Genomic DNA, 22,000 nt, shown 5'->3' with positions numbered 1-22,000 from the left:
CCAGAGCTTCTGTCCTGGGCTCTGGTGCTGGGACCTGACCATGACCACTGACGGCCCGAGACGGAGTCGCCGCGACTTCGCTTCCGTGCCGTCCGTGCCGCACAGCTTCCTTGTCGTCCGGCCCCAACGTCGTGAGACGAGCATGGTCACGCGGACGGGCCCGGAAACAACGCACCACCAGACCACGCTCGTACGAGTGACAGCCGGAACGATTCACCTGAAATCGACACACCGGGGTCGCCTCGCGGGCCAACTGGCTTCCCTGGCCCCCGCAAGACACAGAGGCCTTGACAGGGTGCCGGGCGTGACCGGGAAGACCCCAGCCTCGGCCGGCTCACCGCGTTGGTGAAGACGCGGCTGAAAAGGATGCGGTACCGCCCCCCATCGAGGGGCTCATCGCCAAGACCGGGCTCGACCTCCAACCACCCGGACAGACCCTCGCTGTGGGCAGTCACTCGTGCACTCGTGGCGGTGAGGCCGATGAGTGCTATCGCGACAGGGCACGGTCGACGCGTTCGAGCGCCTCAGTCAGCACCTTCCGCGGGCAACCGACGTTGAGTCGGAGGTATCCCTCTCCTCCAGGGCCGTAGACCCGGCCGGCGTAGAGATTGACGCCCGCACGGTCGACAAGGAACTGGTGCAACCCGCCCACACGAGAGTCAAGCTCACGAGCCTCCAGCCAAACCAGGAACGATGCGTCCGGCGGCATCGGGGTGATCTCGGGCAGCCTCTCTTGGAGAAACTCCTGCACGAAGGCCACGTTGCCCTTGACATAGTCGGTCAGCCGGTCGAGCCACGGACCACCCGTGGTATAGGCAGTCTCTAAGGCGAGACGACCGAAGTAATGCGCATTGGTCATGAATGATGCCCGCATGGTGTTCAGCATTTCCGAACGCAGGATTGGATCGGCAACCGAGATTGTGGCCGATGGCAGGCCTGCAAGGTTGAAGGTCTTCGTGGGGGCAGTGCAGATGAATGCCCGGCGGGCGGCGTCGCTGCTGATCGAGGCGTAGACCACGTGGGGCCGACCGTTCAGTCGGATGTCGCAGTGGATTTCATCAGAAATCACTAGAAGGTCGTAGCGCGCACAGATGTCGTTCACAGCGAGCAACTCGTCAGCTGTCCAGCTCCGGCCCGAGGGATTGTGGGGATTGCAGAGCAATAGCACCTTCGCGCCGGATGCGGCCAGCTCGGCCAAGTTGTCGAGGTCGAACTCGTAGCGGTTGTCGATGAGCCGGAGCCGGTTCACGAGCAGCCGCCGGTGGTTTCCGGTAATGACCTCGAAATTCGGTGAGTAGACCGGTGATTGGACGATCACCCCATCTCCAGGCGCGGTGAAGGTGCGCAAGATGGCCGCGACCGAGGACATGATCGAAGGGGCCGGAAGGAGCGTTTCCACCGGTGGTGTCCAGCCGTGCCTGACGGTGAACCAGTTCCGCACGATCTGGAAGTGTTCCGGGTCTCGCAGGGTGTAGCCGTAGATACCGTGGTCCACAGCGGCGCGCAGTCGGTCGATGACGGTCGTCGGCGCCCGGAAGTCCATGTCGGCCGTCCATAGCGACAGCAGATCCTCGCCCTGGACACGCGGTGAATATTCGTCCCATTGGTTGGCCCATTTGGCTGACCCGAAACTGGCACGGTCGTACACCGTGTCAAAGTCGGGGTCGGCACCGCACTCAGCGGTGGCGGCCGGCATGGCTTTTGGTCTGGTGGTCATGCGAATCTCCACTACACGGGCGACACGGTCTTCTGGGTGGTCGTGGCTCCGGGGCGGATCCGGAGCCACGGCCACCAGCCAGGCACGGGCTCAGCCGTTCTGGCCGATACCGGCTTTGATGAGTTCCGGGACGATCTTCTTCGTCTCGTCGAACGAGATCAGCACGATGGCGTCCGGGTGCTGGGCCTTCAACTTCTCCACCTCGGCCGTGTAGTTGGCCGCGTTCGCGTCGTAGAGGACATAGGAGACGACTTTGCCGCCGGACTCCTCGTAGAAGGAGCGGACGTTCTTCGCCAATGCCTCTCCGTAGGCGTCCTGTCGGGCCAGGATCGCGATGTTGCCGTGACCGTCCTCGCTGACGGTCTGGGCCATCACTTGCCCCTGCAGGACGTCGGAGGGAGCCGTGCGGAAGTACATGCCGTGGTCGGGGTAGGTGTCGAATGCAGTCGAGGTGTTTCCGGCGGATATCTGGACGACGCCGGCCCCGGTGATCTTGTCGATTACCGACAGCGACACCGACGAGGAAGCGGCGCCGACGATGACGTCAGCACCACCGCGGAGCAGTTTGTCGGTCTCGGATGGCGCGATGTTCGGCGACCCGTCACCGGAGTCTCCCTTCAGCTGCTTCACATCCTTGCCCAGCACACCCCCGGCCTTGTTGATTTCCTCAATAGCCAGGTCCACGCCGGCGAACTGCGGGGCGCCGAGGAAGGAGCTGTCCCCGGTGGCAGGGAGCAGGGTGCCAAACGTAAGGGTGCCGTCCCCCTTGGGGATGGGGCCGCTGACCTTCTGGTCGGTTCGGATGTTGGCTTTGTCCGGGGTGGTGCCGTTAACGTAACCAACATTCTTGTAGTTGTTGTCCTGCCCGAATTGGTAGATGCCGACGGTCGCCGCGGACGGGCTTCCTGTCGAGTTCATCTCGATCGAGCCAGAGGCGCCGTCGTAGTCGATGTCCGTTCCGTCGGCGAGTAGGTCGGCGCACTGCTTGAAGCTGGTGCATTTTGTCCCACCCCTGGTGATGCCGATCTCCTTCTCGGCGATCGCCTTGCCGGAGTCGTTCTTGGCGGCGACCGCGGCCAGGGCTGAGAGGATCGTGGCGTCGTAGGCCTCCGGAGCGTAGGTGAAGTCCTTCACCTTGCTGTTGATCTTGAGGATCCTCTGCCGGAACTCGTCGCCGATCTTGCCGCCGGGCAGGGTGGCGCGCACACCGTTGAGAGTGCCCGGCTCGAAATCACCGGAGTAGTCGGCGGTGTTGCCGTCTACGAAGTAGAGCTGGGTGCCCGCCCTGGCTGCCGGCTCGCTGCCCGCTGAGGTGGGGCTGCCGCAAGCGGTGGTCGCCAGCGCGGCGGAGGCCAGAACGGCGATCCAGGTGCTGCGTCGCAGGAGCGACATGAGGCCTCCAAGTGTGGGTGATGGCTGTTGCGCTATTGGTGTGGTGCACGACCGTGTCGTGACGGATGTCAGGAGCGGACGCGATGGGAGGTTCGACCGGCAAACATGTGTGGTCGTGGTCCTAGTTCCGCCTGTCGGCAGGTGTGCTGTCTGCCCGGACGGCATTGGCCAAGGTGCCGAGATACAGCTCCACCACCCTGGCGTCTCGGGCCAGCGACTGGCCGGACCCGGTGTAGGCGTTGCGTCCTTGGTCGAGGACGTATCCGCGGTCGCAGATCTGCAGGCAGCGGCGTGCGTTCTGCTCGACCATGACGACTGATACACCGGTGCGGTTGATGGCTCGGGTCTGGACGAACACCTCGTCCTGCATGGCCGGAGACAGGCCCGCCGAGGGTTCGTCGAGCAACAACACGGAGGGTTCCATCATCAGAGCCCGGCCCATAGCCACCATCTGCCGCTCACCGCCTGACAGTTGCCCGGCCCGTTGCTTGCGGCGCCGACCCAGCGCGGGGAACAGCTCGGTCACGAACGCAAACCGGATGGCGAACTTCTTGGGGTTCTGATAGCACCCCATCTGCAGGTTTTCCTCGATGGTGAGCGAGGGGAAAATGTTGTTGGTTTGGGGTACGAAGCCGATCCCTTGGGACACCAGTGCGTCGGCGCGCTGGTTCGTGACCTCTTCGCCCCGCAGGCGAACCGTCCCGGTGGTGATCTTGACGAGCCCGAAGAGTGCTTTGAGCAGTGTCGACTTGCCGGCGCCGTTGGGTCCGATGATGCCGACCAACTCGCCGGGTTGGCAGTACAGATCGGCGCCGTTCAGGATGTTGACTCCGGGGAGGTACCCAGCGATCAGATTGTCGGCGCGAAGGGCTGCGCCCTCGGCCGCCTGCAGATGCCTTGTCCGAGCTGCCTGGTCGATCTTGGGGGCGTTGGGGTCGGCTTCAGCCACGATCTCGCCCTGATCGGTGACCTGGGCGTCCGATGGGCCGTGATGGGCAGAAGTCATCTCGGGACCTCCCGGTCGACCATCCGCTCGGCATGGTCGTGCGTGTTCTCCACCTGGATCACACGTTCGAGCTCGCTGATGTCGGCGTCGTGGTGAGCTCCGAGGTAGGCATCGATGACACGTTCGTCGGACATGATGGATGCGGGCGGTCCCTCGGCGATTACCTTGCCCTGGGCCATGACGACCACCCAGTCGGAGATCTCTCGCACCATGTCCATGTCGTGTTCGACGAACAGGACACTCATTCCCTGATCCCGCAGCGACTTCACATGCCCGAGCAGGGACTGCTTCAGCGCTGGATTGACGCCGGCCATGGGTTCGTCGAGCATGACCAGCTTCGGTTCGACCATGAGCGCTCGCGCCATCTCCAGCAGCTTTCTCTGGCCGCCTGACAGGGACCCGGCAAAATCTCCCTCCTTGGCGTCAAGCTTGAACCGCTTGAGCAGGTCCCGGGCCCGGTCGGTGATGTCTCGTTCCTGCGCCCGCCACAGGGTGGGGAGCGCGGCGGCCCACAAGCGTTCGCCACGCTGACCTGTGGCGCCCATCCGCATGTTCTCCAGCACTGTCAATTTGGAGAGCACTCTGGTCAATTGGAAGGTCCGGACCATCCCGAGGCGTGCCACTTTGTAGGCTGCCTTGCCTTTGAGCGGTGTCCCGTCGAAGGACCAGGAACCGGCATCGGGTTGATCGAAGCCGGTGAGCACGTTGAACAACGTGGTCTTGCCTGCACCATTGGGTCCGATCAAGGCGGTGATGACCCCACGTTGGATCTCGAGATGTTCCACGTCGACCGCGGTGAGGCCTCCGAAGGTGCGGCGAATTCCGTTCACGACCACAACGGGGTCGGGTTTGGCAGCGCCAGGCTCATGCGGCACCGACTGCAAAGCGGTCCGGCACTGGCGCATCGACTTGTTCTCCCCGGCGCCGGGGTCGGGAACCCTTGGCTGGGACGTGTCACCGGCAGCGGCGTCATCCTTGGGTGCGGTGCCCGAGGAGAGGTGGTCAGTGGGGAAGTTGTCAGTGGGCATCGAGCGCGATCTCCCTTCGATCACCGAAGATGCCTTGCGGCCGGTAGATCATCAGCAGCATCAGCACCAGTCCGACCAACATCAGCCGGATGGTTGATGCTTGGTCGGCGTTCATGAACCGCGCCACGACCGGGTAGCCCGCCAACTGCGTCAGGACCGATCCGAGGAACGACAGGATCGCCCAGAAGATCACCGCGCCGACGACCGGACCGAGGACCCGAGCGGCGCCACCGAGGATGAGCATGGTCAAGGCGATGAAGGTGAAGTCCAGGTTGAACGTGTCGGCCTGGACCGAAGCGGCCCCGAACGCGCCCACGAAACCTCCGGCGCATCCGACCACTCCACCGAGGGTGAGGGCCTGGATCTTGTAGCCGTAGACGTTCTTGCCCAGAGACCGCATCGCATCCTCGTCTTCACGGATGCCCCGAAGAACCCTTCCCCACGGTGATCGCATCAGGGCCCAGGTGAGCAGACTGATCATGATGACCAGGCACCAGCCGACAATGACTGTCCACAGCTCGTCCCGGCTGTAGGTCAGGACGAAGCCGTCGTAGTCCGGCAGCGGGTTGAGGCTTCGGAACCCGGCGGTAAAACCGGTCACACCGTCCTTGCCGTGAAAGTACGTCCGGAACGACGTCCCGAACACAAGCCGCAGAATCTCTGCCGCCGCGATGGTGACGATCGCCAGGTAATCCGCCCGAAGACGCAGGGTAGGGATACCCAATACCAATGCCAACGCCACGTTGCAGGCGATCGCGAGCAGGATCGCGAGGACGGTGGGAACTCCGCTTGTGGCGATCGCCGCGCCCATGATGTAACCGCCTACCGACAAGAAGGCGGCCTGACCGAAGTTGACCAGCCCGGCGTAGCCGAACTGAATGTTCAAACCGATCGCAGCCAAGCAGAACGAGACGGCCAGATAGCCGAAGCCATCGTGCAGTGCCCCCGTGACGGCGCCGATGAAGTCCATGTCCTCACCCGACCCTCTCGGCGCGGCCGAGCAGGCCTCGTGGTCGGACGAGCAGCACCAGCACCAGCAGAACCATCGCACCTGCGAACTTGAGTTCCGATGGGATGACCAACGTTGAGGTCTCCACGAACAGCCCGATGATGATCGAGCCGATCACCGCGCCCCACACTGATCCCAGTCCTCCGACGCAGGTAGCGGCGAAGATCAACAGCAGCACCTGCGCTCCCAGCTGGTAGGTCACCGATTGGGAGAATCCCAAGAACGCCCCGCTCAGTCCCGCCAGCGCGGTGCCCACGATCCACACCGTGGCTATGACACGATCGACGTTGATCCCCGTCGCAGAGGCGAGGGCCGGATTGTCCGACACCGCGCGCGTGGCGCGACCGAGTCGGGTATATTGCAGAGCAAGAATCACCGCGACGAGCGCGAGCCCACTGATCGAGATGATGACGACATCTCGACTGGTATAGGTGAACAAGCCAAAGGCGTCTCGGCCGACGGGCGTGACGTATTCGCGGTAGGTCAAGGCGCGGCCACCTGTGAAGTACTGGTAGAAGTTCCGGAGAAGGAACTGCAGACCGATCGATACGATCATCATGGCGATCAGTCCCGTTCCGCGGCGCCGGAGTGGACTCCACAAACCTTTTTCGTTCAGGTAGCCGAGCAGTGCCGACAGCACGACCGCCATCGCCACCGCCACGACGATGGGCAGCCCTACGACCCGGTTGCCGACGTAGGTGGCGAACGCCCCGAAGGTCACCAGCTCACCGTGGGAGAAATTCGACAGTCCCGTCGTGCCGAACACCATGGACAGGCCAAGAGCACCCAATGACAGCACCAGACCGAACAGCAGGCCGTTGTAAAGTAGTTGAGGGATCTGGTCCCACACTGTCGACACTTGACGCGTATCGGGACCGAGGGGGAAGTTGACGGTGATCGTGCTCAGGCTGCCCATTGGCCGCAAGGTGTTCGACGCTCCGTCGCGTAGCTGCACAGCATCGGGAAGCGTTTTTGTGTCCAGGATGACGGTCAGGGTGCCCGGGTCACTGCCGGGCACAGTGATCGCGAACCGGCCTTGGCCGTTGCTGGCGCCCGTGTAGGTCTTCCCTGTACTGGTCTGGACGCGGATCTTCACCCCAGCGACTGGTGCCTTGTTGTCGGCAGAGTTGCGCAATGTTCCCTGCACGATCCGGTCACCAGCCGCGTACGCCGGAGCGCTCGCTGCCCCGACGCCGAGCAGGGCGATCGAGATCATGACCGCTCCCAGCAGTCGCGACAGGCGAACAGGATGGCGGCGTACGCGCCAAGGTGCACGGGGTGGTGTCATGGCCTCTCCGAGAATTGCATGCGGGGATATCTGATCGGCCTGCGGCGAGAGCGCCGGCAAGGCAGCCACGACAGTGTGGGTAGACCGACGACCAATACGAATGAGCCACGGGCCGCGTCGGCCGTATCCCAGATCTCAGGGTGGCCGATGCCCGCGGTCCTGGAATAGTAGGCGCCCCCTCATTGACCGGTCTAGTCGTCGTTATCGATGCGCACTCATCGGTATTTTCGACCAATGAACTGGGAGGAAACCGTATCCAAGCGTGACGAAGCCGCCGCGGACCTCGGTCGGACGTAAGGCGCGGATCTGACTGCGGACGACGCGAGACCCCCGGACGTCAGCTCCGGGCCGGATCCTGTGCGCTGCGACTGATTCGGTCGAGCGCGACGCGGGCAGCAAGGACGGCCGGGTGATCGTGGCTGCCGGTGCGGGTCGCGATGAGGACGCGCCGAGCGTTCGGCGGCGTCAGCTCGGTAAGTGTCACCGTAGGAGCGTGGACGCCCCAGGCAAGTTTGGGCAGGAATCCGACCGCCTGCCCCGTTTCGATCAATCGCACATGGAAGGTGAGGTCGGTCGACTGGTAGCGAACCTGGGGTTCAAAGCCGGCTTGGCGGCAGACAGCGCTGGCCCAGCGCCTGGCGGCATTACCCTCGGGCTCCATCACCCAAGGCAGGTCCGCGAGAGCCGCGAGTCGCGGCGGCTCGCCGTCCGGTGGGGTGGCAAGAAGGAGAGGATCCTCGAGGAGAAGCTGAGTGTGCAGGCCGGCCAGGGCCGACGGTGCCTCTCCTGGGTACTCCTCGGCGATGACCAGGTCGAATTCGTGCGCGACAAGGGCACGCAGTGGTGTGCGTTCGTTCTCCTGATGTACGTGGACGCGAAGCTGCGGATACTCACGCTGAAGCCGCTCGACGGCAGGTAGGACCAGAGTCTTGGCAGCCGTCTGAAACGTTGCAATCCGCAAGTCCCCCTCAAGCACGGTTTTGGTCCGCGCGATATCAGCCTCAGCCTGCTCGAGCCGGTCCAAGATCACCTCGATATGCCCGACCAGCATCTCCGCCGCAGGCGTCAGACGGACCCTGCGTCCCATAGGTTCCAGGAGCGGGACGCCCACCTCGGCCTCCAGCTGAGAAAGCTGCGAAGAGATGGTCGAAGGACTGTACGAGAGGGCCGAGGCCACAGCTGCGAGGGTGCCGCGGTGCTTGAGTTCACGCAGCAACCGAAGCCGGTGAAGGTCGTACATCACGCACCAATCGCCGCCCAGGACCACCGATTCGTCGCTTGAGATAATCAATCGTACGCGAAAACACTCGCTGCCCCGCATTGAGGCACCTGCCTGGTCGGCGGCGCCCGGCTCGCCGACCACGTCGCCCGGCGCGTGCGCCCTGAGCTGGGCTGAACGCTCCAGCAGGTGTTCGGCACGGCCGAGGGACTGCCCGCATCGTGCCGCGCGCGTGGCGTCAGCTCAGCATGTCGCGCAGTCGCTCGACGGCGTTGAGGCGTTCCCCGTGCGTGTCGGCCAGCGGCTTCACGCACAGGGTCGTCACACCAGCGGCAGCGAAGGCTTCGAGCTGCCCGGCGATGTGTTCCTTCGTCCCCACGAGGGATATGGCCCTCAACAGTTCTTCGGGAACGGCGGCTTCGGCCTCCCGCTTCTTTCCTGCCAGGTACAGGTCCTGGATGTGCGCCGCCTCCCGTTCGTAGCCGTACCGACCGGCGAGCCGGGCGTAGAAGTTCTTGTTCCTCGCGCCCATCCCCCCGATGTAGAGGGCCAGTTGTGGCCGAGCTCGGTCCAGCAGGTGTTCCACGTCGTCGCTGAAGGCCAGAGGCGCCGTCACCGTGATGTCGAGCGTGCCCAGTGCCGCATCGCGCCGGGCCAGCCCCGCGGTCAGTGCCGCTCCCCACACCTCCGCGGCCTTTCCGGGATGGAAGAACACGGGCAGCCAGCCCTCGGCGAGTTCGGCCGTCAGCTCGACGTTCTTCGGTCCGATCGCCGCCAGGGTGATGGGGATGCGGGAGCGGACCAGCTTGTTGACGAGTTTCAGGGGCTTGCCGAGCCCGGTGCCCCGCTCGGCGGGAAGCGGAAGCGGGTACTTCGGGCCCGGGTGCACCACCCGTTCGCCCCGCCACACCTGACGGCAGATCTCCACCACCTCGCGAGTGCGGCTGAGTGGCGCGTCGTACGGCACCCCGTGGAAGCCCTCGATCACCTGCGGTCCCGACGCTCCGAGGCCCAGCGTGAACCGGCCGCCGGAGACCTCGTCAAGACCAGCGGCGGTCATCGCCAGCAGCGACGGCGTACGGGTGAAGATCGGGAGGATTCCGGAGGCGATCTCCAGGCGTTCGGTACGAGCCGCGAGGTAGCCCAACCGGCTGACGGCGTCGAAGGAGTAGGCCTCCGGCACGAAGGCGATCTCAACCCCTGCCGCCTCGAAATCCTTTGCGGCACCGACCGATCCGATGAAGTCGCCGCTGTAATCCAGTGTCATACCGATACGCATGCGAAGGCCCCTCGTCTTCCGACCGACTCAGATTTATCGAACGATCGTTTAACAGCGTACCGGCCCCGCTGTCCAGGCGGAACCGTGCGATCTCGTAACCCTTCACGCAGTGCGGCTACAAGGGATCATGTGCAGGGACCTTGACCGAGTGACGTGGCTCACCCTACGTTCGCGCTGGCCTTAACGAACGATCGATGAATGACGCGCGGCGTCGCTTCAGGGCGGCAAGGGAGGCCGAAGTGCTCGAAATCGATGGACTCGTCGTCCGGTACGGCGCTCGCGCACCTGTTCTGCGGGGGGTGTCCCTGGACGTCGGCGGCAGCGGCGTCGTCGCGCTCCTCGGCAGCAACGGCGCGGGCAAGACGACGCTCATGCGCGCCGTCTCCGGCACGCTCGGCCTGTACGGCGGCGGGGTCACCGAAGGCTCCGTCCGGTTCCGTGGCGAACGGATCACCGGCGCGGACACCGCCCGTACCGTGGCGCACGGGCTCGTGCAGGTACCGGAAGGACGGCACATCTTCGCCGGTCTGACGGTGGAGGAAAACCTGAACGCCGGTGCGCTCACCGTGCGGTCGTCGGCGGTGCGTGAGCGCACACGCCGTCGGATGTACGAACTCTTCCCGCGGCTCGCCGAGCGGCGACGCGCCCGTGGCGGGACGTTGTCCGGCGGCGAGCAGCAAATGCTCGCCATCGCCCGCGCGTTGATGGCGCAGCCGAAACTCCTGCTTCTCGACGAGCCGTCCCTCGGCCTCGCGCCGCGACTGGTGCATCTCGTGGGCGAGACCATCCGCGAGATCAGCCGGGAAGGGGTCCCCGTCCTGCTGGTGGAGCAGAACGCGGCGATGGCGCTGTCGGTCGCCGACTCGGCCTGTGTGCTCGACCTCGGCCGGGTGGTGCTGAGCGGACCGACGGACGAACTGGCGCAGAGCGACGATGTGCGCCGCCTCTACCTGGGCGCGGACGCGGACGCCGGCCAGGGCGCCGGAGGATCCGCACCGCGGCCCGGGCCCGTAACCGGAGAAGTGCCGACGCTGAGCAGGTGGTCCGGATGACGACGACTCAAACGCAAAGGGCACCGGAACTGCGTGTCGAGGACGTGAGCGTGGTGTTCAGCGGCCTGCGCGCGCTTGACGGGGTGTCATTCACCGTGCGACCCGGCACGATTCATGCCGTCATCGGTCCCAACGGTGCCGGGAAGACGACGCTGCTCAATGCCCTGTCGGGGATCTACCGTGTCGCCTCGGGCCGCATCATGGTGGACGGTCAGGAGGTGACGGGCCTGCGTCCGGACCGGGTGGCACGGAGGGGAGTCGCCCGGACCTTCCAGAACATCGTCGTGTCACCGGTCGAGTCCACACTCGACAACCTCATGGTCGGCCGGCATCGGCTGACCCGGTCCGGCATCGCCGCGACCGCACTGGGACTGGGCCGCGGAGAACAGCGTGTCCACGAAGCGCGGGTGCGCGACATAGCGGAGTTCGCCGGCTTGTCCGATGTCCTTCACCGCCCGGCGGCGAGCCTCGCCTACGGGGACCTCAAGCGCCTGGAGTTCGCGCGGGCCCTGTGCCTGGAGCCGCGGGTGCTCATCCTCGACGAACCGGTCGCCGGGATGAACACCGCCGAGAGCGTGGAACTCGCCCGGCTGGTCTCCGCGGCGCGTGACGCGCTCGGTCTGACCGTGGTGTTCGTCGAGCACGACATGGGAGTGGTCATGTCGATCGCCGACCGCATCACCGTCCTCGACTTCGGCAAGGTCGTCACGGACGGCACGCCGGAACACGTAAGGCAGCATCCGGAAGTGATCAGCGCCTATCTGGGAGCGCCCATGGAATCCGGAAACGACCAGGTGGCGGAGAGGTTGTCGTGATGACCCGCGGAGTCGAAATCCTTCTGAACGGTGTGTCTTTGGGGTTGTTGTACGCCCTGATCGCCCTGGGCTTCGTCATCGTCTTCAAGGCGACCCGCACGGTGAACTTCGCGCACGCCTCGTTTGTGCTCTTCGGCGTGTGGGTGGTGGCGCAGACCAGCCCGCACATCGGCTTCGCGGCCGCCGTGGCGCTCGGCCTGGTCGCGGCCGGGACGCTGGGGCTGGCGGTGGAGCGACTGCTGCTGTCCCGGGTCGACGGCCGCAAGCATGACGCGCTGGCGATCCTCACCATCGGGGTCAACGTGGTGCTCACCGCGGAACTGAGCTGGCGCATCGGGGAGAGCGTGCTGCCACTCGGCGCTCCCTGGGACGGACACGTGGTCCACTTCGGCTCAGTGGTACTGCCGTTGTCCGTGATCATCACGATCGTCACCGTGCCGCTGCTGATCGCCGGTCTCGCCGCGGTTCTCCGGCACACCGGCTGGGGCCTGGCCATGCGCGCCTCGATCGAGGACCGGGAGGGCGCGGCGCTCGCCGGTGTCCGGCTGAAGCGGGTGTCGGCAGGTGCCTGGATCGCGGCCGGCATCCTCGCCGTCGCGGCCGGCATCGGTCTCGCGTCGTTCCCCAGCCCCGGCGTGGCCGTGAGTACCGGGACCGCGGCCGTCAAGGCGCTCCCCGCCGCGATCATCGGCGGCCTCGACTCGCTCGGCGGGGCGATCGTGGGCGGCCTGGTCATCGGCATCGCCGAGGTGACCGTCGCCGAGTACCAGGATGCCCTCTCCTTCCTCGGGCGAGGGCTTGGGGACGTCGTGGCCTACGTGATCATGATCTGCGTTCTGCTGTGGCGGCCCTCGGGCCTGTTCGGCGCGAAGGAGGTCAGCCGTGCCTGAGACGTCCCGGCTCCCCATGGCAGGGCGTGTGCCGGCCCTGTGCGCGCTGACCGCCGCCCTGGTGGTCCTCCTGGCACTGCCCCTGTATGTCTCCGCGTTCTGGCTGAACATGGGCCTGTTCGCGATGGCGGCCGCGGTCGGCGCGATCGGCCTCACCATCCTGCTCGGCGCGGCGGGACAGTTGTCCCTGGGACACGCCTTCTTCGTCGCCGTCGGCACATACGGCTATGCCTTCCTGGCCGGAGAAAGCGGCGGCGGGGTGTCCGGTCTCGGCCTCCCCCCGCTTCTCGCCGCAGTCCTGGCCGTCCTGCTGGCGGGCGTCTGCGGCCTGCTGTTCAGCCCGGTCTCCAGCCGCCTGCGCGGCATCTACCTGGGCATCGCCTCCCTGGGCCTGGTGTTCCTCGGCCACCATCTGCTGCAGAACATGAAGCCGGTGACCGGCGGCTTCGAGGGCCGGACCGTCGTGCCGATGTCGATCGGCGGGTTCTCCTTCTCCGACCAGGCGGACGTCACCGTCCTGGGCGTTCCGTTCGGTGCCGCCGAGAGCCAGTGGTATCTGTTCCTCGTCGTCACCGTCGGGGCGGCGCTGCTGGGCCGCAACGTCCTGCGCGGCCGGCCCGGCAGGGCGCTGAGGCTCATGAGGGACAGCGAGATCGGCGCGAGCGCCATGGGCGTCGACGTACGACGCACCAAGGCAGCCGTCTTCGTACTGTCGTCGATGTATGCCGGCGCTGCCGGTGTGCTCACGGCACTGGCCTTCCAGCGCACCGTCCCCGACTACTTCAGTCTCAATCTGTCGGTCAACTATCTGGTGATGGTCATCCTGGGCGGCCTCGGATCAGTGGGTGGCGCGGTCGCCGGTGCGGTCTTCGTCGTGACGCTGCCCTTGCTGTTCTCCCGCTACGCGGATGCCCTGCCGTTCGTCACCGGAGCCGGCGGGCAGGGACTGGACGCGTCGACAGCGGCACAGTTCGTGTACGGCGCGGTCGTCATCGTGGCCGTGATCGTCCAGCCGGGCGGTCTGGCGGCGCTGGCCGCCGCCGTTCGACCGCTACGAAGCCGCCGCCCGGCCGCAGCCGCCACCCCCTGAACCCCCGCTCCCCAGCCGTCCGTCGCCTCAGACACTCCAGTCCCGCACCCCCACTTTGCCGGACGTGTGCTGTCAACCACCTCATCCGCTCCTCAAGGAGGAGACACACGATGCACAAATCGCGCACACTCGGCCTGGTGGCCGCGGCCCTGGCCTTCACGCTGGCGGCTGCCGGCTGCTCCACCAAGGCCGAAAAGGCCGGGGCCGCCACCGCGCCCGGGGTCAGCGACTCCACCATCAAGCTCGGGATGCTGATGGACCTGTCGGGCCCGTTCGCGGGCACCGGCAAGACGATCCTCGACGCGAGCAACGTAGCCGTGAAGGAGATCAACGCGGCAGGCGGTGTGTGCGACCGGAAGCTGGCACTCGTCACGCGTGACCACGGCTATGATCCGCAGAAGGCCGTCGCCGCGTACGACGAGATGGATCCGAAGGTCCTCGGTTATCTGAACATCCTCGGCACCTCGGTCGTCACGGCGCTGCGGGACAAGATGGAGGCCAAGGACGAGCTCGCCGGCCTGACGTCGTTCGCCTCGACCCTGCTCGGGAACGAGCATCTGATCGTCCTGGGCGCCACGTACGACATCCAGACGATCAACGGCCTGGACTGGCTCGTGAGGAAGGGCGAACTGCGCAGCGGCGATTCCGTCGGACACATCTATCTCCAGGGAGAAATCGGCGAGAACAGTCTGCGGGGCAGTAAGTTCGCCGCCGGGAAGCTCGGGTTGAAGATCGTCGGCCAGCAGATCGACCCCACCGCGACCGACCTCACCAGCCAGGTCAACGCGCTCAAGTCGGCGAAGGTCAAGGCGATCCTGGTCGACTCGACGCCCAAGCAGGCGGCTTCGGTGGCGGCAGTGGCGCAGGCGGTCGGCATGGACGTGCCGATCACGGGCGGGGTGTCGACCTTCGCCACCAGCCTGCTCACGACGTCTGCGGCGCCCGCGCTCACCGAGCACTACACCAGGCTCTCCGGGCTGGGCGCCCTCGGCGCGGACACCGCCTCCGCTCGCAAGCTGGCCGCTGCCTGGAAGGACCAGTACGGTAAGGCACCGGAGGCCAGCAGCGGAGTCGTCCACGCCTACGCCATGACCAAGCTGTACGCCGAGATCCTCGGCAAGAGCTGCGATGACCTCACCCGCCCGGGCGTGCTCAAGGCCCGCAGCGCTGTCACCGACTTCACGCTACCCGGCCTGCTCCCGCCCCAGGACTTCTCCGATCCCTCTGAGCCCAGTTCACGCGAGGCCCAGGTGCTGGGCGTGGACAAGGGTGTCTTCGCCGGAGTCGAACCACTCGGTGACTTCTTCGCATCCGACCTGGCGAAGGAGTACAAGGTTCCGTCGGCCGGATGACACTGGGGACTGTGCCCGGCGGGCCGGCGGGCCGGCGGTGGCGGTGCGCCGGCCCTCGGCTCCGCATGGCAGGGGGCGGCTTTGCCGATCGTTCGTTCGTTCTGGGAGGCTGAGGCCATGGATGCGACGAGCGGCAAGGCGGCGGGCAAGCGCGGCAAGGCGGCGGGCAAGAGAGGCAAGGCGGCGGACAACGGTCCCTCCGGCCCCCGGGGAAACGGCCGGGACGCCATCATGGACGCCGCACGAGACGTCTTCGCGGAGCGCGGCTACTTCGGCGCCTCCATTCGTGACATCGCCAAGCGGGCCGACATGAGTCTGTCCGCCCTCTATTACTACTACTCAGGCAAGGCGGAGCTCTTCCACGCCCTGATCGAGGACTCGCTCGACGACTACTTCCGTCACTGCGAGAAGGAACTGGCCCAGGCCGGTGACGACCCCGCCGCGCGGCTGGCCGCCCTGGTCAGGGTGACGGTCGACTACCGGGTCCGGCGGCAGGTCGAAAGTCTGCTGACCCTCCAGGAACTCCGTTACCTCGAACCCGAGTACCGCAACCCCATCATCGCAAGACGGCACGCCGTATCGGGACTCTTCCAGAAGGCCATGGACGACGGCATGGCCGCCGGAGTCTTCCGGACCCCGCACCCGGACGACGCCCGCCGGGCGATCATGGCGATGTGTAACGCCGTCGCCCAGTGGTACGACCCGTCCGGCGACCTCGGGACCACGGAGCTGTGCGACCGGTACGTGCGGCTGGCGTTCGCCATGGTCGGGCACGGGGAGGCGCCGGCCCGGTAGGTCGCCCGCACTTTTCGTCGCCGTCATTGACAGTGGGTGAGATGGCGGCCTAATTTAACGATCGTTCGACAAGTAACTTCACCCCATCGGCTGCGGTCCCGACCGCAACGGCCGGGGCCCGTGGCCCGGCATACGACGGCAGTCGCCGAGCCTTCGCGGCCCGGCGGCGGCAGATCCGACACCGGCTCGACCGACTGGAGTGTCCATGCAGACCAGCGGAATATCCGCAGTGGTGACCGGCGGCGCGTCGGGGCTCGGCCTGGCGACGGCACGGCGGCTCCTCAAAGCCGGCGCCCGCGTCACCATCGCGGACCTGCCCTCCTCGGACGGCGACCGCGCCGTCCGCGACCTCGGCCCCGAGGCCGTCTTCGTCCCCGCCGACGTGACGAGCACCGAGGACATGACCGCCGTCCTCGACACCGCCGAGCGGACAGGAGCGCTGCGCGCGGTCGTCCACTGCGCGGGCCGCGGCGGTCCGCTCCGCGTGGTCAACAAGGACGGCACCGCCGGTGATCTCGACCATTTCCGCGCCGTGGTCGACGTCAACCTGATCGGCACCTTCAACGTGCTCCGGCTCGCCGCCGCCCGTATGGCCCGCAACGAACCGCTCGACGGCGACCGCGGAGTGGTGGTCATGACGGCGTCGGTCGCGGCATTCGAGGGGCAGATCGGACAGGCCCCGTACGCGGCGTCGAAAGCCGGAGTGGCCGGCCTCACCGTGTGCGCGGCCCGGGATCTGGCGAGCAAGAGCATCCGGGTCGTCACCATCGCGCCCGGCCTGTTCGACACACCGATGCTCGGCAGGAGGCCGAAGGAGAAGCTCGACGCGCTCGCTGCCGCGGTGCCGCACCCGCCGCGCCTCGGCGCGGCGGACGAGTACGCACAACTCGCCCTGCACATCATCGACAACCCGATGCTCAACGGAGAGACGATCCGCCTCGACGGCGCGATCCGCATGGCCCCGCGCTGAAGGCCGGCGCAGGGCCGCTACTCCCCCACCGCGACCACCGCTTGGCCACCGTAAAGGAGCTGCCGTGGCAGACGAAGTACTGGTCGAGTACGGCGACGGCATCGCCGTCATCACCATCAACCGGCCCGAGTCCCGCAACGCGGTCACCCGAGCCGTCGCGGAGGCGATCGCATCCGCGCTGGAAGAGTTGGACGAGCGTGACGACCTCGCGGTCGGCATCATCACCGGCGCGGGCGGCACTTTCTGCGCGGGCATGGACCTCAAGGCGTTCCTGCGGGGCGAGCGCCCCCACGTGCAGGGGCGCGGTTTCGCCGGCCTCACCGAGACCCCGCCGCGCAAGCCGCTGATCGCCGCCGTCGAGGGCTACGCCGTGGCGGGCGGATGCGAGATCGCCCTCGCGAGTGATCTGGTCGTCGCCGCCGAGGACGCCAAGTTCGGGCTGCCCGAGGTCAAGCGCGGTCTGGTGGCGGTGGGCGGGGGACTGCTGCGGCTGCCGGGCCGGATCCCGTACCAGATCGCGATGGAACTCGCTCTCACCGGTGACCTCTTCACCGCAGAACGGGCTCACCACTTCGGGCTGGTCAACCGGCTCACTCCACCCGGCGGCGCCCTGAAGGAGGCGAGGCTGCTGGCCTCCGCCATCGCCGCCAACGGTCCGCTCGCCGTACGGGTCACCAAACGTATCCTCGTGGAGTCTCCAGGCTGGCCACGCGATGAGCTGTTCGGCCGTCAGAAGCCGATCACCGAGCTGGTGTTCAACTCGGATGACGCTCGGGAAGGCGCGTCGGCCTTCACCGAGAAGCGTGCTCCCGTCTGGCGAGGCCGGTGAGCGGCCGGTGAACGAGGAACAAGACCAGAAACGTGCCAATGGAGCCGTACCCGATGCGGCCCCGGGGCCGCTCACCGGAGTGCGGGTCATCGAGCTGGGGGGCATCGGGCCGGGGCCGTTCTGTGCCATGCTCCTCGCCGACGCCGGTGCGGACGTGATCCGTGTCGAGCGCCCGTCGGAGGTGGCCGGCAGGCCCGATCCCGTCCTGCACCGGGGCCGGCGCTCGGCCGCCATCGACCTCAAGCACCCGGAAGGCGTCGCCGCCGTCCTCGACCTGGTGGCGGATGCCGATGTCCTTCTGGAGGGCTTCCGGCCGGGGGTGGCCGAACGGCTCGGTGTGGGCCCCGGCCCGTGCCTGGACCGCAACCCGCGCCTGGTCTACGGACGGATGACGGGATTCGGGCAGGACGGGCCGCTGGCGCCGCGGGCCGGGCACGACATCAACTACATCGCCCTGTCGGGGGCGCTGGGGGCCATCGGAGAGGCCGACGGTCCGCCGGTCCTGCCGCTCAACCTGCTCGGCGACTTCGGCGGCGGTGGCGCACTGCTCGCCTTCGGTGTGCTGTGCGCGGTCGTGCAGGCACGCGCCACCGGGAAAGGCCAGGTCGTGGACGCCGCCATGGTGGACGGGTCGGCTCAGCTGCTGGCCATGATCTACGGCCGTCTGCACCAGGGGCGGTGGACCGACGGCAGGGGCGTCAACTACCTGGACGGCACGGCCCCGTTCTACGGCGTCTACCGCTGCCGCGACGGCCAGTACGTCGCGGTCGGCGCGATCGAGGCGCCCTTCTTCGCCACCCTCCTTGAACGGCTCGGCCTGGTCGCGGATGCCGACTTCGCCGGGCAGTGGGACCGTTCCCGATGGCCGGTCATGCGGCGGCGCCTGGCGGAGGTCTTCGCCGCCCGGACCCGCGACGACTGGGCCGCCGATTTCGCCGACGCCGACGCGTGCGTCACCCCCGTGCTGTCCCTGCGGGAGGCACCGCTCCATCCTCACAACGCCGCACGCGGCACCTTCCTCACCGACGGCACGGGAGTCCTCCAGCCCGCCCCGGCCCCCCGGTTCGGCTCCTCCACCCCTCGCCGGCACGTCCGGCCGGCCCCCCTTCCGGGCGAGCACACAACGCAGGTCCTCGCCGAGACGGGCCGGGACCCCGAGCAGATCAAGAAGCTCTTCGACGCGGAGGTCGTGCGATGAGCCGGCGTACCGCGCGAAAGCCCTGCATGACAGGCCGCAGGCCGGCGCGTGAAGGGAGCGGCACATGACCGACTACTGGCCCGCGGGACTGCCTCGCCGCCTGGACTACCCCGATGTCCCGCTCGGCGCGGTGCTCGCCGGCTCGGCCCGCCGCTACCGCGACCGGGCGGCCATACGCGACGGCGACCAGGTCCTCACCTTCACCGGCCTGTACGAACAGGCTGCCGCGTTCGCACGCGGCCTCAGGGCGCGCGGCATACGGCAGGGTGACGTGGTCGCCCTGCACCTGCCGAACACCCTGTGGTTCGCCGTCGCCTACTACGGCATCACACTCGCCGGCGCGACAGTCTGCCCGGCCAACCCCGCCCAGCCGGCCAGGGCCCTGCGCGCCCAGCTCGCCGACTGCTCCGCGGCGGCCGTGGTGACCCATCCGGAGCCGGCACCGGTGCTGGCCGAGGCGATCGACGGGCTACCGGTCCGGCTGGTCGTCATCGTGCCGCCCAGCGCATCGGCCCCGGCCGACAGGCCGGACGACTGCGCGAAGCTGTTCGGGAAGGCGGGCACCGCCCTGGCGGACCTCGTCGCGGGCCAGAGCACCCACCCGCCAGAGGTGCTGGTCCCCACCGACTCCGTCGCCCAGTACGGGTACACCGGCGGAACCACCGGAGCACCCAAGGGAGTGCGCATACTGCACCGCAATATCGTCGCCAACACCATCCAGGTCGCCTGCTGGCGCTCCGGGGCGCTCCCCGGGCTCGACAGCGAAGGCGGTGTGGTGCTGAACCCCTTGGAGACCTCCGGCGACTACGCCCTGGCACCGGGTACCTACGCCACGCTGTGCATCTCGCCCTTGTTCCACGCCCTTGGCCTGATCAGCCTCAACTTCTTCCTCCTATGTGGCGCCACCACCATCCTGAGCGGCCGCTTCCATGCGGAGTCGTACCTGGAGCAGGTGGAACGGCACCGGATCGCGTACATCCCGGGCGCCCCGGCGCTCTATCACGCCCTGCTGGCGACACCGGGCATCCGCACGCGGGACCTCAGCTCGGTCAAGGCCGTGGTGTCGGGTGGCGCCCCCATAGACACGCACTCGTTGGAGCAGCTGACAGAGGTCTTCCCCAACGCCGCCGTCATCGAGGGGTACGGCCTGACGGAGGCGACGGCGACCGTGTCCAGCGGCCCGATCGCGAAGGCCGGGCTGCGCAAGCCGGGCAGCCAGGGGGTTCCCCTGTTCGACACCGAGCTGGAGATCCGGGACCCGTTGGATCCCGGCCGGAAGGTGCCGCGGGGCGAGCGCGGCGAGGTCTGGGTGCGGGGCCCGCAGGTGGCCTCCGGCTACCTCGGCCGCCCGGACGAGACCGCCGCGCAGTTCGTCGACGGCTGGCTGTGCACCGGCGACACCGGCCACCTCGACGCGGACGGCTTCCTGTACGTCTCCGGCAGGTCGAAGGACATGCTCATCTACAAGGGCTACAACGTGTACCCGCGCGAGCTGGAGGACATCCTCGGCGGACACCCGGCAGTGCTCCAGGCGTCGGTCGTGGGGAAGGCGGTGCCTGCCGTCGGCGAGATCCCCGTCGCCTTCGTGGTCCCCGCCGCCGAGCCGCGCGCGATGGCCGAGGAGCTGATGGAGTACGTCGCGGAGCGCGTGACGCCGTACAAGCGCATCAGAGAGGTCCGTTTCGTCGACGAACTTCCCCTGTCCGCGGCCGGAAAGGTGCTGAAAACAGAGCTCCGCCGCCTGGCCCGGACGACTCGGGACCCGGGCGAACCGCCCTCGGGCACACAGGAAACCGGCGCGCCGGACACGGCGGAAAGGCAGGTCTGACATGCGTGACGCGGTCATCGTGGACGCCGTCCGTACCCCCATGGGCAAGCGGAACGGCTCGCTCAGCGGTATTCACCCGGTAGACCTGTCCGCCGTAGTGCTGCGGGCCCTGGCCGAACGCAATGACCTGGACCCGGTATTGGTCGAGGACGTGCTGTGGGGCTGCGTCTCGCAGACCGGTGAGCAGGGCGGCTGCGTCGGCCGCTACGCCGTCCTGGCCGCCGGATGGCCGGAGGAGGTGCCGGGCGTCACCATCGACCGGCAGTGCGGATCCTCGCAGCAGGCGGCGCAGTTCGCGGCCGCGGGAGTGATGAGCGGCCAGTACGACATCGTGGTGGCGGGCGGCGTGGAGTCGATGAGCCGCGTTCCGCTGGGCTCCGGCCGCGAGCGGGGCCCCGGCGAACCCTTCGGCCCGGCCGTACGGGCACGGTACGGCGTCTCACGGTTCAACCAGGGGCTGGGCGCGGAGGAAATCGCGCGGCGCTGGCGGCTGAGCCGGGAGCAACTCGACGCGCACAGTCTGCGGTCCCACGCCAACGCGGCGGCCGCGATCGACGAGGGGCGGTTCACGTCACAGATCGTGCCGGTGGACGTACCGGATGAGAGCGGCGCCGTACGCACCGTCGACACGGACGAGGGAGTACGGCGGGGCGGAACGGCCGCCACGATGGCGGGTCTTAAGCCCGCGTTCACCGAGGACGGCGTGGTCACGGCCGGCAACTCCTCGCAGATATCGGACGGTGCGTCGGCGCTGCTGGTCATGAGCGGCGAGAAGGCGCGTGAACTCGGTCTGCGCCCGATCGCCCGCTTCCACTCCTTCGCCGTCGTCGGAGTCGACCCCGTGACGATGCTGACCGGCCCCATCCCGGCCACCGAGAAGGTTCTGAAGCGCGCCGGTCTGGGCATCGAGGACATCGGAGCCTTCGAGATCAACGAGGCGTTCGCCAGCGTGACCTGCGCCTGGCTCGCCGAGACCGGCGCCGATCCGGACCGGCTCAATCCGGACGGCGGCGCCATCGCGCTCGGCCATCCCCTGGGAGCCTCCGGCGCCCGGCTGACCACGACGCTGCTCCACCACATGCGAGCCGCCGGCGTCCGCTACGGCCTGCAGTCGATGTGCGAGGGCGGCGGCATGGCGAACGCCACCGTCCTGGAACTCCTTCCCCGCTGAGCCGGAGCAGCCCGAGCAGCCGGAGCAGCCGGAGCGGTCCAAACAGTCCGAGCCCTGGGGCCCGCTCGATAA

At 67.6% G+C, this 22,000-nt stretch carries 19 protein-coding genes; 11 read left to right on the top strand and 8 right to left on the bottom strand.

Features of this window, described 5'->3' with window-relative positions; genetic code table 11:
- Positions 1 to 487: 487 nt before the first annotated feature.
- The 8 genes from ACMTAK_RS42810 to ACMTAK_RS42775 form a co-directional block, all read right to left on the bottom strand.
- Positions 488 to 1,717, bottom strand: coding sequence for a MalY/PatB family protein (locus ACMTAK_RS42810; protein WP_413811119.1), 1,230 nt, complete (start codon positions 1,715 to 1,717; stop codon positions 488 to 490).
- A gap of 90 nt (positions 1,718 to 1,807) precedes the next feature.
- On the bottom strand, positions 1,808 to 3,109 hold the full coding sequence (locus tag ACMTAK_RS42805) for an ABC transporter substrate-binding protein (protein WP_413811118.1): 1,302 nt from the start codon (positions 3,107 to 3,109) through the stop codon (positions 1,808 to 1,810).
- Between the two features lie 121 nt (positions 3,110 to 3,230).
- Positions 3,231 to 4,115 (bottom strand): ABC transporter ATP-binding protein, encoded by an 885-nt coding sequence (locus ACMTAK_RS42800; RefSeq protein WP_413811117.1) that lies wholly within the window; start codon positions 4,113 to 4,115, stop codon positions 3,231 to 3,233.
- A complete protein-coding gene (locus ACMTAK_RS42795) occupies positions 4,112 to 5,143 on the bottom strand; it encodes an ABC transporter ATP-binding protein (RefSeq protein ID WP_413811116.1) in 1,032 nt (343 codons plus the stop codon). The genes ACMTAK_RS42800 and ACMTAK_RS42795 overlap by 4 nt, the downstream gene beginning before the upstream one ends.
- Complete coding sequence (locus ACMTAK_RS42790; protein ID WP_413811115.1) at positions 5,133 to 6,113, bottom strand: branched-chain amino acid ABC transporter permease; 981 nt, start codon at positions 6,111 to 6,113, stop codon at positions 5,133 to 5,135. Before ACMTAK_RS42790 ends, ACMTAK_RS42795 begins: the two co-directional genes overlap by 11 nt.
- A gap of 4 nt (positions 6,114 to 6,117) precedes the next feature.
- Positions 6,118 to 7,368: a branched-chain amino acid ABC transporter permease gene (locus ACMTAK_RS42785; protein WP_413811114.1), complete on the bottom strand. Its 1,251-nt coding sequence runs from the start codon at positions 7,366 to 7,368 to the stop codon at positions 6,118 to 6,120.
- A 409-nt stretch (positions 7,369 to 7,777) separates the two neighbouring features.
- Entirely contained in the window at positions 7,778 to 8,761 is a 984-nt protein-coding gene (locus ACMTAK_RS42780; protein WP_413811113.1) for a LysR substrate-binding domain-containing protein, read from the bottom strand.
- Positions 8,762 to 8,897: 136 nt separating this feature from the next.
- A complete protein-coding gene (locus ACMTAK_RS42775; RefSeq protein WP_413811112.1) occupies positions 8,898 to 9,938 on the bottom strand; it encodes an LLM class F420-dependent oxidoreductase in 1,041 nt (346 codons plus the stop codon).
- Positions 9,939 to 10,132: 194 nt separating this feature from the next.
- Between ACMTAK_RS42775 and ACMTAK_RS42770 the strand changes: the two genes are divergently transcribed.
- From ACMTAK_RS42770 to ACMTAK_RS42720, 11 genes are all read left to right on the top strand, one after another.
- Positions 10,133 to 10,990, top strand: coding sequence for an ABC transporter ATP-binding protein (locus tag ACMTAK_RS42770; protein ID WP_413811111.1), 858 nt, complete (start codon positions 10,133 to 10,135; stop codon positions 10,988 to 10,990).
- On the top strand, positions 10,987 to 11,805 hold the full coding sequence (locus tag ACMTAK_RS42765) for an ABC transporter ATP-binding protein (RefSeq protein WP_413811110.1): 819 nt from the start codon (positions 10,987 to 10,989) through the stop codon (positions 11,803 to 11,805). The genes ACMTAK_RS42770 and ACMTAK_RS42765 overlap by 4 nt, the downstream gene beginning before the upstream one ends.
- Positions 11,805 to 12,695, top strand: a complete 891-nt coding sequence (locus tag ACMTAK_RS42760; RefSeq protein WP_413811109.1) for a branched-chain amino acid ABC transporter permease — start codon at positions 11,805 to 11,807, stop codon at positions 12,693 to 12,695. The genes ACMTAK_RS42765 and ACMTAK_RS42760 overlap by 1 nt, the downstream gene beginning before the upstream one ends.
- On the top strand, positions 12,688 to 13,785 hold the full coding sequence (locus ACMTAK_RS42755; RefSeq protein WP_413811108.1) for a branched-chain amino acid ABC transporter permease: 1,098 nt from the start codon (positions 12,688 to 12,690) through the stop codon (positions 13,783 to 13,785). Before ACMTAK_RS42760 ends, ACMTAK_RS42755 begins: the two co-directional genes overlap by 8 nt.
- A gap of 110 nt (positions 13,786 to 13,895) precedes the next feature.
- Complete coding sequence (locus ACMTAK_RS42750) at positions 13,896 to 15,137, top strand: ABC transporter substrate-binding protein (RefSeq protein ID WP_413811107.1); 1,242 nt, start codon at positions 13,896 to 13,898, stop codon at positions 15,135 to 15,137.
- Between the two features lie 117 nt (positions 15,138 to 15,254).
- Entirely contained in the window at positions 15,255 to 15,932 is a 678-nt protein-coding gene (locus ACMTAK_RS42745) for a TetR/AcrR family transcriptional regulator (protein ID WP_413811106.1), read from the top strand.
- A 205-nt stretch (positions 15,933 to 16,137) separates the two neighbouring features.
- Positions 16,138 to 16,902: an SDR family NAD(P)-dependent oxidoreductase gene (locus tag ACMTAK_RS42740; RefSeq protein WP_413811105.1), complete on the top strand. Its 765-nt coding sequence runs from the start codon at positions 16,138 to 16,140 to the stop codon at positions 16,900 to 16,902.
- A 64-nt stretch (positions 16,903 to 16,966) separates the two neighbouring features.
- Positions 16,967 to 17,731 carry a crotonase/enoyl-CoA hydratase family protein gene (locus tag ACMTAK_RS42735; protein WP_413811104.1) on the top strand — a complete coding sequence of 255 codons (765 nt, stop codon included), beginning with the start codon at positions 16,967 to 16,969 and terminating at the stop codon, positions 17,729 to 17,731.
- Between the two features lie 7 nt (positions 17,732 to 17,738).
- Positions 17,739 to 18,929, top strand: a complete 1,191-nt coding sequence (locus ACMTAK_RS42730; protein ID WP_413811103.1) for a CaiB/BaiF CoA transferase family protein — start codon at positions 17,739 to 17,741, stop codon at positions 18,927 to 18,929.
- A 64-nt stretch (positions 18,930 to 18,993) separates the two neighbouring features.
- Positions 18,994 to 20,757: a class I adenylate-forming enzyme family protein gene (locus ACMTAK_RS42725; RefSeq protein ID WP_413811102.1), complete on the top strand. Its 1,764-nt coding sequence runs from the start codon at positions 18,994 to 18,996 to the stop codon at positions 20,755 to 20,757.
- 1 nt (position 20,758) lies between these two features.
- Positions 20,759 to 21,928 (top strand): thiolase family protein, encoded by a 1,170-nt coding sequence (locus tag ACMTAK_RS42720; RefSeq protein WP_413811101.1) that lies wholly within the window; start codon positions 20,759 to 20,761, stop codon positions 21,926 to 21,928.
- Positions 21,929 to 22,000 lie beyond the last annotated feature (72 nt).

Origin of the sequence: Streptomyces lacaronensis (assembly GCF_047337785.1) — a bacterium.
Classification (GTDB): Bacteria; Actinomycetota; Actinomycetes; order Streptomycetales; family Streptomycetaceae; genus Streptomyces; species Streptomyces lycopersici.
This window is presented reverse-complemented; position numbering and strand designations above follow the sequence as displayed.